Genomic DNA, 12,777 nt, shown 5'->3' with positions numbered 1-12,777 from the left:
AATATTGAGCACACGGCTTTTTTATTTTCATGCTAATGAAATAAAAATTTGCTAGAGGGAGCGCATCACTTTTCTGTAACAACCCACCATTACCGTGCCTCTCTCACTCCGAGCTTTCTGTTCCCGATGGGAGATCACCACATGACCTGCCGTACTCTTCGCCTTTCCGGCCTGGCCCTGGCCATCGCCGCGGCGTCGGTTGCCACCGCGGCGTCTGCCGCCAGCTTCAACCGCATTCACAGCGTCTCTACCGCCGATAACCTGCCGGCATCCGAGCGTAACCAGGAGACGTCGGCGGAGATCATCACCGCCACGGCTAGCGGCGACATGCTGATCTACAGCGATAGCCCGCGCGGTGGCATCGGCTACATCGCCATCGAGGAAGACGGCTCACCCCGCGCGGCAGGCTTCACCGCACTGCCGGGCGAACCCACGGCGGTCAGTGCCATCGGCGAGGACGTGGTGGTCGGCGTGAATACCTCGGCCAGCTTCACCGAGCCTTCGGGCTTCGTGGCCCTGGTTTCCAGCACCACGCAGCAGGTGCTGGGTCAGTGCGACCTGGGCGGGCAGCCGGACTCGGTGGCGGTCTCCCACCAAGGGGATTGGGTTGCCGTCGCCATCGAGAACGAGCGCGACGAAGACCTCAATGACGGTGTGATGCCGCAGCTACCGGCGGGCGATCTGGTGCTGGTGCCGATAAGCAACGGCTCGCTGAGCTGCGAGGGGCTCAAGCGCGTGGACCTGACCGGACTGGCCGAGATTGCCCCCAGCGACCCGGAGCCGGAGTTCGTCGACTTCAACGCGCTGGGCGAGGTCGTGGTCACGCTCCAGGAGAACAACCACCTGGTCATCGTCGATGCGGCCAGTGGCGAGATCAGCCACCACTTTCCGGCGGGCACGGTCGACCTGACACAGATCGACACCAAAAAGGATGGCGCCCTGTCGTTCACCGATGAGCAGAAGGACGTGCTGCGTGAACCCGATGCCGCCCAGTGGCTGGATGACGAACGCTTCGTGATCGCCAACGAGGGTGACTACCAGGGCGGGGCCCGTGGCTTCAGCATCTTTCACAAGAGTGGCGAGCTGCTGTTCGAATCCGGCGCCGCCTTCGAGCACGAAGTGGCTCGCGCCGGCCACTATCCGGACAAGCGCTCCGGCAAGAAGGGGGCCGAACCCGAGGGCCTCGAGGTCGGCAAGTTCGGCGAGGATACCTACATCTTCGTGCTCTCTGAGCGTGGCTCCGTGATCGGCGTCTATCGCGATACCGGCGCAGATCCGGCGTTCGTGCAGCTGCTGCCCTCCGGTATCGCACCGGAGTCCGCCGTGGCGATACCTCAGCGGAATCTGCTGGTCAGTGCCAACGAGAAAGACCTGGTGGAAGACGGCGGCCCACGTGCCCACGTGATGTTCTATCAACTCGGCGATGACGCCCCCGCCTACCCGCAGTTGGTGTCCGACAACGATGCCCAGGGTGCCCCGATCGGGTGGGGGGCTCTCTCGGGGCTGACCGCCGACCCGCAACGGGCGGGCATGCTCTACGCCGTCAATGACAGCTTCTACGCCGGCCAGCCGCGCATCTTCACCATCGATGCCAACCAGCACCCGGCGCGTATCACCGCAGCCCTGGAGATCACGCGTGACGGCGAGCCGGCCGAGACTCTGGATCTGGAAGGTATCGCCGTGGATGGTGAAGGCGGCTTCTGGGTCGCCTCCGAGGGCGATGCCGACGAGCAGGTGCCGCATGCCCTGCATCACGTGAATGCGGAGGGCGCCATCGAGCGGACGGTGACGCTGCCGGAGGCGCTGCTTGAGCACCAGACCCGCTTCGGCGCCGAGGGCATCGAGTTGCACGAAAATGCACTGTGGGTGGCAATGCAGCGGCCCTGGCAGGACGATCCCGCCGGCCATGCGAAGCTGCTGCGCTTCGACCTCTCAAGCGCCGAGTGGACGGCGGCCCATTATCCGCTGGAAGAGAGCGCGCGCGGCTGGGTGGGCCTCTCCGATATCGAGATCGCCAACGACAGGCTCTATGTGGTGGAGCGCGATAACCAGATCGGCGAGCACGCCGCCATCAAGCGCCTCTATGCGCTGAACTTGGCCAGCATCGAGACCGCTCCTCTGGGCGGCGAGTTGCCGGTGCTGGAGAAGACGCTGGAGCGTGACCTGATGGCCGACCTCGAGGCCCTGAACGGCGTTGTCACCGACAAGGTGGAAGGCTTCGCCATCGATGTCGCGGGTAACGGCTACTTCGTCACCGACAACGACGGCGTCGACGACAGCGCCGGCGAGACGCTGTGGTGGTCGATCGGCCAGATGGAGTAAGCCTGACGCACCTTCCCAACAGGGGCAGGAAAAGCAAGAGGGGGGAGGCATCTGGCCTCCCCCCTCTTGCTTGTGGTGTAACCCCTTGGCGGGGTCAGCAGGCCGAACCGGTTCCTCAGCGTCCCCCCGTGTCAGGCTGAGTGCCGCGCCGCGGCAGCATGCGCACCAGCACGTCCTCGCCCGCCATGCGGCGATGCAGGATCGCCATGCCGATGTGGCCGACGATCAGCGCCAGCAGCACCCAGCCGAGCAGGCCGTGGAAGATGCCGCCGACGGCGGTCATCCAGTTGATCTCCCCCTCGAAGCCCGGCATCAGCGGGATGCCGAAGGGCGCGAAGGCGCGACCCGAACCATACTGGCGCAGCAGGGCGACCAGCGGCACCGCCACCATCAGGGCATACAGCGCCAGATGGCCGAGGCCGGCGGCCAGGTTGACGGAGGCCGGTCGCCGGGCCCGGTCCACCACCGCCCACACCAGGCGCAGCACGATCAATGCCATCAGCAGTGCCCCCAGCGGCTTGTGGGCGCCCCATACGGCGGCCTCCAGGGCGGTATCCGGGAAGGCGAAGTGGACGCTGGCGGTGATGAACTGGACGCCGAAGAGAACCGCCATGCCCCAGTGGAGCAGGCGGCTGACGCGGCCATAGTGAGTGATGTGGGACGGCATGGCGGGGCTCCTGGGCGATGAGAATACTTTGCATGCTAGCGACCCTTCGCGCAGGAATTGTGCAGCGTGTGTGCCGCTATCCGTCACGAGAGGGATGCCGGATAGGCCAACAGGGCCCCGGAACTTGCTACTCTCGGGGTTCGAGCGATGACAACGTGAGGATGCCCCATGTGGGATGAGCGCTACAGCACGGACGACTACGTCTATGGCACCGAACCTAACGACTTCCTGCGCGAGCAGGTCGCGCTGATCGGCGAGGCGCCCAAGCGCGTGCTCTGCCTGGCGGACGGCGAGGGGCGCAACGGGGTCTACCTGGCCGGCCTCGGCCACTGGGTGACCTCGGTGGATGCCTCCTCGGTGGGCCTGCGCAAGGCCGCCCGCCTCGCCGAACACAAGGGGGTAGCGCTGACCATCCTGAACGCCGACCTCACCGAGCACGAGTTCGTGCCGGCGTCCTTCGATGCCGTGGTATCGATCTTCTGCCACGTGCCGGCGGCGGGCCGCCCCCACCTCCATCGCCAGGTGATCCGCGCCCTCAAGCCCGGCGGCGTACTGATCCTGGAGGCCTACACGCCGGACCAGGTGCCTCGCAATACCGGTGGCCCGGATACCCCGGACCGCACCCCCACCGCCGCCGAGCTCGATGCGGCCTTCGCCGAACTGGAGATCGCGCTCAGCCGGGAGTGCGAGCGCGAGGTGATCGAGGGTCGCGGCCATACCGGCCCGGGCTGCGTGGTGCAGTTCATCGCCCGCAAGCGCTGAGGATACGACTCGACAACCTTCAAGGAGACACCATGAATTCCGTGACCGCCCGCCTCCAGGCCGTGGCCTCCCCCACCATCGGCCTGGGCTGCATGAACCTCTCCCACGGCTACGGCCAGCCGGTCTCCGAGGCCGAGGGGCTGCGCGCCCTGGAAGAGGCCTTCGAGATGGGCTATCGCCACTTCGATACCGCCACCCTGTATGGCGCCACCGCCAACGAACGCCTGGTGGGCAAGGCGCTCGCCGGCAAGCGGGATGAGTTCCTGCTGGCCAGCAAGTGCGGCATGGCCATGGACCCGGAACTGGGCAGGAAGGTGATCGATGGTCGTCCGGCCACGCTGCGCCGCCAGTGCGAGGAGAGCCTGGCGCGCCTGCAGACCGACCATATCGATCTCTACTACCTGCATCGCTGGGACAAGGGCGTGCCCATCGAGGAGAGCGTGGGCGAGCTGGCCCGGCTGGTGGAGGAAGGCAAGATCGGCGCCATCGGCCTCTCGGAGGTCTCGGCGGCCACCCTGCGCCGAGCGCGGGCCGAGCACCCCATCGCCGCGGTACAGACGGAGTACTCGCTGTGGACCCGCAACCCCGAGATCGCGGTGCTCGAGGCGTGCCGCGAGGCGGACACCCTGTTCGTGGCCTTCAGCCCGCTGGGGCGCGGCTTCCTGGCCGGCGCGGTGCGCGACAGCGAGGGCCTGGTGGAGGGCGACGTGCGCGTCGGCATGCCGCGTTTCAGCGCCGACAACCTGGCGCAGAACCTGGGGCTGCTGGCCGAACTCGAGGCCGTGGCCGGCGAACTCGAGGTGACCAGCGGACAACTGGCGCTGGCCTGGCTGCGCGCCAGGGGCGACGACATCATCCCGATCCCCGGCACCCGCTCCATCGCGCACATGCGCGAGAACCTGGCCGCCGACCCGGTGAGGCTGGACGCCGCCGGCGTGGCGCGTCTGGACGCCCTCTTCGCTCCCGAGCGCATCGTCGGGGCACGCTACGGCGAGGCCCTGCAGGCCGAGATCGACACCGAGGAGTTCGCCTGACGGCGGCCTCGCGACCTCAGCCGTTCAGCCGTTCAACCGTTCAGCCACCAGACGCTGGCGTTGAGGTAGGCGGCGAAGCTGACCCAGGCCAGGTAGGGCGCCAGCAGCCAGGCGGCCAGCGGCGAGACCGAGGCGAAGCGGCGGATGGTGAGCACGATCAGCCCCCACAGCAGCAGCAGGTCGACCAGCGCCACTCCCATCCAGTGCAGGCCGAAGAACAGCGGCGACCACAGGGCGTTGGCGGCCAGCTGGGCCACGAAGGGCCAGAGGGTGTGCCAGCGCATTGCCGGGGGTGCGGCCAGGGTGGCCCGCCAGGCGGCCACGGCCATCATCACATAGAGCAGCGTCCAGGCGATGGGGAAGGCCAGGCTGGGCGGGTTGAACGGCGGCTTGTCGAGGCCGGCATACCACTCGCCGGGCGGGGTGAAGATGCCAGTCAGCGCGGCCAGCGTCACCAGCGCCAGCCAGCCCAGCAGGATCAGCGCGGATCGCGTCGGGGTCATGGTCGCTCCTTGTAGGGTCAAGATTCGGTATCCTAGGCCTGGCGACCGCGACCCGAAAGGGGTTTCGCATGGCGCCCGAACATCGGCAGCGGGAGGTGGCCACTTGGAGAAAGGCATGGACGAGACCCTGGATGCGATCATCGTCGGCGGCGGCATGGTCGGCGCGGCGGTGGCGGCGGCGCTGGGCCAGGCCGGCATGAGCGTGGCGCTGGTGGAGGGCGGCGCCCCGCCCGCGGCGATCCCCATTGAGGCCCCCTTCGACCTGCGGGTGTCATCGCTCAACCTGGCCTCCCAGCGCTTGCTGGAGGAGGTAGGCGCCTGGTCACACATTCCCGAGGCACGGCGCTGCCCCTTCCGCCATATCGAGGCCAGCGACACCGCCGAGAAGCGCCATATCCGCTTCAACGCCGCCGAGCTCGAGCTGCCGGATTTCGGCCACTTCGTCGAGAACCGGGTGATTCGCCGCGCCCTGTGGCAGCGCCTGGACGCGCTGCCCGGGGTGACCATGCTCTGCCACGCCCGGCCGGTGGCCTGGGTTCCCGGCGGGCACCGCAGCCTGCTGGAGCTCGACGACGGCCGGATGCTGGCCGCGCGGCTGGTGGTGGGCGCCGACGGCGCCGCTTCCCACACCCGGGAGTTGGCCGGCATCGCCACCCGCGACGAGGAGTACGGCCAGCGCGCGCTGATCATCAACGTGCGCACCCGCCTGCCCCAGCAGGACGTCAGCTGGCAGCGCTTCACCCCCGCCGGTCCCCAGGCGATGCTGCCGCTGCCCGGCCATCACGCCTCCCTGGTGTGGTACGACAGCGCCGAGGCCACCCTGGCCCGGGAGGCGCTGGACGACGAGGCGCTGCGCCTCGCCATCGAACGCGACTTTCCCGCCCGGCTGGGCGGCGTCGAGGCCGTACTCGGCCGCGCCAGCTTCCCGATCCGCCGGCGCCACGCCGAGCGCTACGTGCGCGCGCGCCTGGCGCTGGTGGGCGACGCCGCCCATGTGATCCATCCGCTGGCCGGGCAGGGGCTCAACCTGGGGCTGCAGGACGCCGAGGCGCTGAGCCGGCGGGTGATCGCCGCCTTCCACGCCGGCGGCGACCCGGGCGACCGCGCGGTCCTCGTCGGCTACGCCCGCGAGCGGCGCCCCCAGACCCTGGCGATGATCGCCGCCATGGAGACCTTCCATCATGTCTTCACCGGCGCCGCGCCGCTGCGCCATGCCGGGGGCGCCGGGCTGGCCCTGGCCGAGCGAATGTCGGGCGCCAAGCGAGCGGTGATGCGCCACGCCCTGGGGCTGTGAACGGCACCCGCATGTAGCGCGCCATGACGCCGGTCACCGCGACGCCACGGAGACCGCCACGGGCGCTGGCCAGCCGGCGTTTTGTTATGTTATAACTTCCGCCGCTTTCCGCAGGACACCCCTCAGAGGATCCCATGGCACACCGCAAACACCGGCACCGCCCGGAAGGGCCCTGCCATTTCTCGCTGATGTCGCTCTCGGCGACCCGGCGCCTGCTGCTGGCGGCGCTGCCGCTGGCGGCACTCTGGCTGGCGGTGGCCTGGGCCACCGGCTGGGGGGCGTGATGTCGCGCCTGCAGCTGGAGGACCTGAGCCTGGCCCGCGGTGGGCGCACCGTGCTGGAGCATCTCGAGGGGCGCTTCCAGGACGGCGCCGTGACCGCCCTGGTGGGCGCCAACGGCGCCGGCAAGAGCACCCTGATCAGCGCCATCATGGGCATGCTGCGACCGATCTCGGGCCGCGTGGCCTGTCAGGTGCCCAAGGAGCGCCGCGCCTGGCTGCCCCAGCAGCTGGCCCTGGACCTCACCTTCCCGATGAGCGTGGAAGAGCTGATCATGACCGGCACCTGGCCCAGCCATGGCGCCACCCGGGGCTACTGCGCGGCCCACTATCGCCGCGGCCGCGAGATCATGGCTCGGCTGGGCATCTCCCACCTGGCCCATCGCCAGCTGGGCGAGCTCTCCGGCGGCCAGCGCCAGCGCGCGTTGATCGGCCGCACCCTGATGCAGGAGGCCGAATTGCTGCTGCTCGACGAGCCCTTCGCCAACGTCGACGTCGAGACGGTGGATGTGCTCATGGACGTGCTGCGCGACATGGCCCGCGACGGCGCCACCATCGTGGTGGTGCTCCACGACCTGGAGCAGCTCTCGCGCCTGGCCGACGACGTGCTGATACTGGCCGGCGGCCACGGCCGCTGGGCGAGCCCCGAATCGCTGCTCGAGCGCTATGCCGGGCAGCCGCCCCGCGCACCGCGCCTGCCTCTCACCTTCCCGGATACCTTCGATGCTGGAACTGCTTGACGCCTGGCTGCTCGCCCCCCTCGACTACGGCTTCATGAAGCGCGCCCTGGTGGCCGGCCTGGCGCTGTCGCTGGCCGCCCCGCCGCTGGGCGTGTTCCTGATGCTGCGTGGCATGAGCCTGATCGGCGACGCCATGGCCCACGCCATCCTGCCCGGGGTGGCGCTGGGCTTCCTGGCCGCCGGCTTCTCGCTGCCGATCATGAGCCTGGGTGGCATCCTCTCGGGGCTGCTGGTGGCGGTACTGGCCGGCAGCGTGTCGCAGATGACCGGCCACCGCGAGGACTCCGCCATGGCCAGCTTCTTCCTGATCTCGCTGGCCGCGGGGGTGATGCTGGTCTCGCTGGGCGGCAGCAGCGTCGACCTTACCCATGTGCTGTTCGGCTCGATCCTGGCCGTCGACACCACCGCCCTGCTGCTGATCGCCGCCATCAGCAGCCTGATCGTGGTGATCCTGGCGGTGATCTTCCGCGCCCTGGTGGTGGAGTGCCTGGACCCGCTGTTCCTGCGCGGCCAGGGCAGTCCGGTGGGGCTGGTGCACGGCCTCTTCCTGGGCCTGGTGGTGCTCAACCTCACCGCCGGCTTCCAGACCCTGGGCACCCTGATGGCGGTGGGCCTGATGATGCTGCCGGCGACCACCGCGCGCTTCTGGAGCCAGCGCCTCGAGGGGCTGATCGGCATCGCCATCCTGGTGGCCCTGGTGGCCAGCAGCGGCGGGCTGTTGCTCTCCTACCACCTCAACCTGCCCTCGGGCCCGGCGATCATATTGCTCGCCGGGGCCGGCTACCTGCTCTCGGCCCTGGTGGGCCGGCACAACAGCCTGCTCGCCCGGCTGCGCCGCCGCGCCACGCCGCTGGGCGCCCCGGAACACGACTGACCCCCACGGAGACCCCGCCATGCACGCCTTCCGCCCCGCCGCCGCCCTGGGCCTGGCCGCCCTGCTTGCCCTGCCCGCCGCCCACGCCGAGGAGCGCGTGCAGGTCCTGGCCAGCTTCAGCATCCTGGCCGACATGGTCGAGAACGTCGGCGGCGAGCATGTCGCGGTTACCGCCCTGGTGGGCCCCGACAGCGACGCCCATGTCTATTCGCCGCGCCCCACCGACGCCCGCGCCCTGGCCGAGGCCGACCTGGTGGTCTTCAACGGCCTGCAGTTCGAAGGCTGGATGGAGCGGCTGGTAACGGCCAGCGACTACGCCGGCCCCCTGGTGGTGGCCAGCGACGGCCTCGCCTCGATGAGCGATGGGCAGGAAGCGCCGGCCGAGGACGAGCATGCCGATCACGACGGCCACGACCACGGTGACTTGGACCCCCACGGCTGGCAGGACCTGAATGCCGGCAAGCGCTACGTGGCCAATATCCGCGACGGCCTGATCCAGGCCGACCCGGACAACGCCGAGGCCTACAGCGCCAACGCCGAGCGCTACCTCGACGAGGTCGAGGCCACCGACGCCGAGATCCGCGAGCTGATCGACGAGATTCCCGCCGCCACCAGCGTGATCACCGGCCACGACTCCTTCGGCCATTTCGCCCACGCCTACGGGCTGCGCTTCCTGTCACCCCAGGGCCTCTCCACCGCATCCGACCCCAGCGCCACCGACATGGCCGCGCTGATCGAGGTGATCCGCGAGCAGGAGGTGCGCGCGCTGTTCCACGAGAACATGACCAGCCCGGCCCTGCTCGAGCAGCTCGCCGAGGAGACCGGACTGCCCATCGCCGGCACCCTCTACGCCGACGCCCTGGCCAGCGAAGGCGAGGCCAGCACCTGGCTGGGCATGATGCGCCACAACGCCACCACCCTCCACGACGCCCTGGCCGAGCCGGGCAACCACGACGACGCCGACGCTGGCGACGCCAGGGAGCATGGCCACGAGCACTGAGCAGTTGGTTAGGTGCAGCGAGACGGGGGAGGCTCTACGATAGATTCTTAACTACACCATGCTGTCCAAAGTGCTGCAGCTATTCTACAAAGCCAGATTTTTGTCACGACAGGTCAGTAATAGCTTATAAATGAATCGGACGATCAAAGGCATCCAGCACAGACTCGTGCAACGCTTCCGACAGCGTCGGATGGGGAAAGACCGTACGCATGATCTCCAGCTCCGTCGTCTCCAGGGTTCGACCCAGCGCATAGGTGCCGATCAGCTCGGTCACGTCCGGCCCGATCAGGTGAGCCCCCAGCAACTCGCCGCTGTGCGCATCCATGACCGTCTTGACGAAGCCCTGCGAATCTCCCAGGGCCAGGGCCTTTCCATTACCCACGAAGGAAAAGCGGCCGACGCTGACCGTATGGCCGCGCTCCCGGGCTAGCGCTTCCGTCAACCCCACGCTGGCCACCTGGGGATGGCAGTAGGTGCAGCTGGGAACGGCTTCGGGATCCAGCGCATGTGCGTCGGCAAGCCCCGCAATGCGCTCGATGCAAGCCACCCCCTCATGGCTGGCCTTATGGGCGAGCCAGGGCGGACCAGCCACATCGCCGATGGCGTAAACCCCAGGCTCACCGGTGGCCGACCAGCGATCCACCACGATGTGCCGATTCTCCACCTGCACCGCCGTGTTCTCCAGCCCCAGGTCCTCGACGTTGCCGACGATGCCTGCCGCCACTATCACTTTCTCGCTGTGATGGTCGAACCGCACGCCCGCCGCGTCGATCGACATGCGCACCCCCGAGGCCGTGACCTCCGGCGCCTCGGCCCGCACACCGACGTGAACGTCGATGCCCTGTTCGTCGAGGCGTGCATGCAGATGAGCGGCGATCTCCTCGTCCTCCTGCGGCACGACCCGCTCCGCCGCTTCCAGCAGGGTGACCTCGACGCCCAGCGCCGCATAGAAACTGGCGAACTCCACGCCGATCGCCCCGGCACCGATAACGGTCAACGAAGTGGGCAGGGCCTTGGGCGTCATCGCCTCGCGGGCCGTCCAGATGCATTCGCCATCCGGCGTGAAGCCTGGCAGTTCGCGCGGGCGGGCACCGGTCGCCAGCACGATGTGGTCCGCGCTCACCTGCTGCGCACCGTCACCGCCCTCGATGCGTACCCGACCCTCGCCCTGCAGGCTCGCCTGGCCCGTCAGCACCTGCACGCCATGCTTCTTGAGCAAGCCGCGCACGCCACGGTTCAGCCGCCCCGCCACCTCGCGGGAATGTGCGACGGCCGCCCGGATGTCGAACCGCACCGTGCCATCTATCACCACACCGAAGGGGCCGCTCGACTGCGCCTGCCGAAAAAGCTCGGCCGAGCGCAGCAGCGTCTTGGTGGGAATGCACCCCCAGTTGAGGCATACGCCGCCGAGCTCGGCGCGCTCGACGATGGCCGTGGCGAAGCCCAACTGGGCCGCACGAATCGCCGCCACGTAACCACCCGGCCCAGCGCCGACGACGAGAACTTGAAACTGTGCCATTGCGGTCTCCTATACCAGCAGTTCGAGCGGATCTTCGAGCAGCGCCTTAAGCTCGGCGAGAAACCTCGCGCCGACGGCACCATCCACCACGCGGTGGTCGGCCGAGAGCGTCAACGTCATCAAGCTACCCACGGCCAGTTGGTCATCGCGCACCACCGGCCGCTTCTCGACCGCCCCTACGGCGAGGATGGCCGCCTGGGGAGGATTGACGATGGCAGCGAACTCGCGCACGCCGTACATGCCAAGATTGGATATCGTGAACCCGCCCCCCTGATAGTCGGCAGGCGCCAGCTTGCCGTCGTGGGCTTTGCGCGCAAGCTCGCGGATTTCGCCGGAGATCTCGGCCAGCCCCTTGCGGTCAGCTTCGTGGATAACAGGAGTAACCAAACCGCCCTCGGTAGCTACAGCCACGCAAACGTCCACGTCCAAATATCGCAGGATCGCCTCGTCGCTCCAGCTTGAGTTCACTTCTGGCACCCGGCGCAGGGCGCACGCGGCGGCATAAACGATGATGTCGTTCACCGAAAGACGGTACTTCGGCTCGGCTTTCGAGCCCTTGGCGTTGAGCCGGCTGCGAAGCGCCAGCAGCTCGTCCACCTGCACGTCAACGGTGAGGTAGAAGTGCGGAACCTGTTGCTTGGACTCAGCCAGCCTGCGGGCGATGGTCTTGCGCATGCCGCTGTTGGGGATCCGCTGGACGCGGGTACCTTCGACAATGGCGGGTGCAGCGGCCGGTTTGGTGACAGGAGCCGCTGCCGCACTTGCCGACGGTGCCGGTGCCGGTGCCGGTGCGATTTCACGCACACGCTCAACATCCACGCGCACGATTCGTCCGCGCGGTCCGCTGCCTTGTACGCTGTGCAGGTCCACGCCGTAATCGGCCGCCAAGCGCTTTGCCAGCGGACTGGCGAGGATGCGCTCACCATGAGAGTGCTGCGGCGTAAGCTTGGCAGCTGCACGCGTCTCGGGGAAAGTTTCCGGTTCCAGCGCGGCGGGCGAAGCATCGGCAGTCGGTGCGCTCGGCGCCTGGAAGGACGCGAGCGCGGATTCGTCCTCGCCCGGCTCCAGAAGCACACCGATGACTGTGCCTACGGCCACACCTTCTGTGCCGCCCGGCACCAGAATGCGCCCGAGCACGCCGTCGGCCTCGGCCTCCATTTCCATCACGGCCTTGTCGGTTTCCATTTCGGCGAGGGTTTCGCCCTTGGACACCTTGTCGCCTTCGGCCTTCACCCAGCGCACCAGGGTGGCCTCTTCCATGCCGGCGGCTACCGACGGCAATTCGATCTTGATGGCCATGTTCAGCCCTCCTGGGGAACGTCGGGCCGGTAGGCCTGAATGTCGGCGTACTGCACGAACTCGAGAATGTTGCCTTCGGGATCGCGCAGGAATATCAAAAAGGTGCCGGGGCGCACTTCAACCAGTTTGTCGCCGCTGAGCAAGGGTAGGCCCAGCTTCTTGAGCTTGGCCAGCATCGCGGCGAGGTCGTCGACGATGAAGGTCAGATAAGCGTTGCCGCGCCGCTCGAGAATGGTGTTGGTATGCGTTAGCGCAGCCGGTGTAGCCTCGGGCTGGAGCAGCTTGATGCGCTCGCCGAAAGGCGTCTGCAGCCGCGCGACGCGGTATGCGCCGACGGTGAGACCGGTGTCGCCGGCCTTCTCCGCCGGCACGTCGATGACGTTGATTTCGGTGAGCCCCAGTTCCTCAACGTAAAAGCTCTTGAGCGCGACGAGGTCTTGGCAGCAGATGCCAACTTCCATGGGTACCAGTTGCTTCATGTTCAT

The 12,777-nt window shown here is 68.1% G+C and carries 13 protein-coding genes; 8 read left to right on the top strand and 5 right to left on the bottom strand.

Annotated features, from left to right (window positions below; all coding sequences use genetic code 11):
- Nucleotides 1-141: 141 nt before the first annotated feature.
- Nucleotides 142-2,322 (top strand): esterase-like activity of phytase family protein, encoded by a 2,181-nt coding sequence (locus RAN53_RS08945; RefSeq protein ID WP_305796469.1) that lies wholly within the window; start codon nucleotides 142-144, stop codon nucleotides 2,320-2,322.
- Nucleotides 2,323-2,437: 115 nt separating this feature from the next.
- Here RAN53_RS08945 and RAN53_RS08940 read toward each other — a convergent pair whose 3' ends face one another.
- Nucleotides 2,438-2,989: a cytochrome b gene (locus RAN53_RS08940; protein ID WP_305796468.1), complete on the bottom strand. Its 552-nt coding sequence runs from the start codon at nucleotides 2,987-2,989 to the stop codon at nucleotides 2,438-2,440.
- Nucleotides 2,990-3,157: 168 nt separating this feature from the next.
- On the opposite strand from RAN53_RS08940, the gene RAN53_RS08935 reads away from it, so the two are divergent.
- Nucleotides 3,158-3,751, top strand: a complete 594-nt coding sequence (locus tag RAN53_RS08935) for an SAM-dependent methyltransferase (protein WP_305796467.1) — start codon at nucleotides 3,158-3,160, stop codon at nucleotides 3,749-3,751.
- 32 nt (nucleotides 3,752-3,783) lie between these two features.
- Nucleotides 3,784-4,785, top strand: a complete 1,002-nt coding sequence (locus RAN53_RS08930; protein WP_305796466.1) for an aldo/keto reductase — start codon at nucleotides 3,784-3,786, stop codon at nucleotides 4,783-4,785.
- A gap of 32 nt (nucleotides 4,786-4,817) precedes the next feature.
- Here the strand turns inward: RAN53_RS08930 and RAN53_RS08925 are convergent, their stop codons facing one another.
- Nucleotides 4,818-5,288 carry a TspO/MBR family protein gene (locus RAN53_RS08925; protein ID WP_305796465.1) on the bottom strand — a complete coding sequence of 157 codons (471 nt, stop codon included), beginning with the start codon at nucleotides 5,286-5,288 and terminating at the stop codon, nucleotides 4,818-4,820.
- Between the two features lie 115 nt (nucleotides 5,289-5,403).
- Between RAN53_RS08925 and RAN53_RS08920 the strand changes: the two genes are divergently transcribed.
- From RAN53_RS08920 to RAN53_RS08900, 5 genes are all read left to right on the top strand, one after another.
- Nucleotides 5,404-6,582 (top strand): FAD-dependent monooxygenase, encoded by a 1,179-nt coding sequence (locus tag RAN53_RS08920; protein WP_305796464.1) that lies wholly within the window; start codon nucleotides 5,404-5,406, stop codon nucleotides 6,580-6,582.
- Between the two features lie 134 nt (nucleotides 6,583-6,716).
- On the top strand, nucleotides 6,717-6,866 hold the full coding sequence (locus tag RAN53_RS08915; protein WP_305796463.1) for a hypothetical protein: 150 nt from the start codon (nucleotides 6,717-6,719) through the stop codon (nucleotides 6,864-6,866).
- Nucleotides 6,866-7,600 carry a metal ABC transporter ATP-binding protein gene (locus RAN53_RS08910; protein ID WP_232913416.1) on the top strand — a complete coding sequence of 245 codons (735 nt, stop codon included), beginning with the start codon at nucleotides 6,866-6,868 and terminating at the stop codon, nucleotides 7,598-7,600. Before RAN53_RS08915 ends, RAN53_RS08910 begins: the two co-directional genes overlap by 1 nt.
- On the top strand, nucleotides 7,584-8,474 hold the full coding sequence (locus tag RAN53_RS08905) for a metal ABC transporter permease (protein ID WP_305796462.1): 891 nt from the start codon (nucleotides 7,584-7,586) through the stop codon (nucleotides 8,472-8,474). The genes RAN53_RS08910 and RAN53_RS08905 overlap by 17 nt, the downstream gene beginning before the upstream one ends.
- Before the next feature lie 19 nt (nucleotides 8,475-8,493).
- A complete protein-coding gene (locus tag RAN53_RS08900; RefSeq protein ID WP_305796461.1) occupies nucleotides 8,494-9,474 on the top strand; it encodes a metal ABC transporter substrate-binding protein in 981 nt (326 codons plus the stop codon).
- Between the two features lie 124 nt (nucleotides 9,475-9,598).
- Here the strand turns inward: RAN53_RS08900 and lpdA are convergent, their stop codons facing one another.
- Genes lpdA through RAN53_RS08885 form a run of 3 tightly spaced genes read right to left on the bottom strand, consistent with a single transcriptional unit; the run spans nucleotide 9,599 to nucleotide 12,771 of the window.
- Entirely contained in the window at nucleotides 9,599-10,993 is a 1,395-nt protein-coding gene (gene lpdA, locus RAN53_RS08895; protein WP_305796460.1) for a dihydrolipoyl dehydrogenase, read from the bottom strand.
- Nucleotides 10,994-11,002: 9 nt separating this feature from the next.
- Nucleotides 11,003-12,292, bottom strand: a complete 1,290-nt coding sequence (locus RAN53_RS08890; RefSeq protein ID WP_305796459.1) for a pyruvate dehydrogenase complex dihydrolipoamide acetyltransferase — start codon at nucleotides 12,290-12,292, stop codon at nucleotides 11,003-11,005.
- A gap of 2 nt (nucleotides 12,293-12,294) precedes the next feature.
- Entirely contained in the window at nucleotides 12,295-12,771 is a 477-nt protein-coding gene (locus RAN53_RS08885) for a VOC family protein (RefSeq protein ID WP_305796458.1), read from the bottom strand.
- Nucleotides 12,772-12,777: the final 6 nt, after the last annotated feature.

This window comes from Halomonas sp. SSL-5 (assembly GCF_030708455.1).
Taxonomy (GTDB): domain Bacteria; phylum Pseudomonadota; class Gammaproteobacteria; order Pseudomonadales; family Halomonadaceae; genus Halomonas.
The sequence above is the reverse complement of the archived record's forward strand: the minus strand, read 5'-3'. Positions and strand labels throughout refer to the sequence as shown.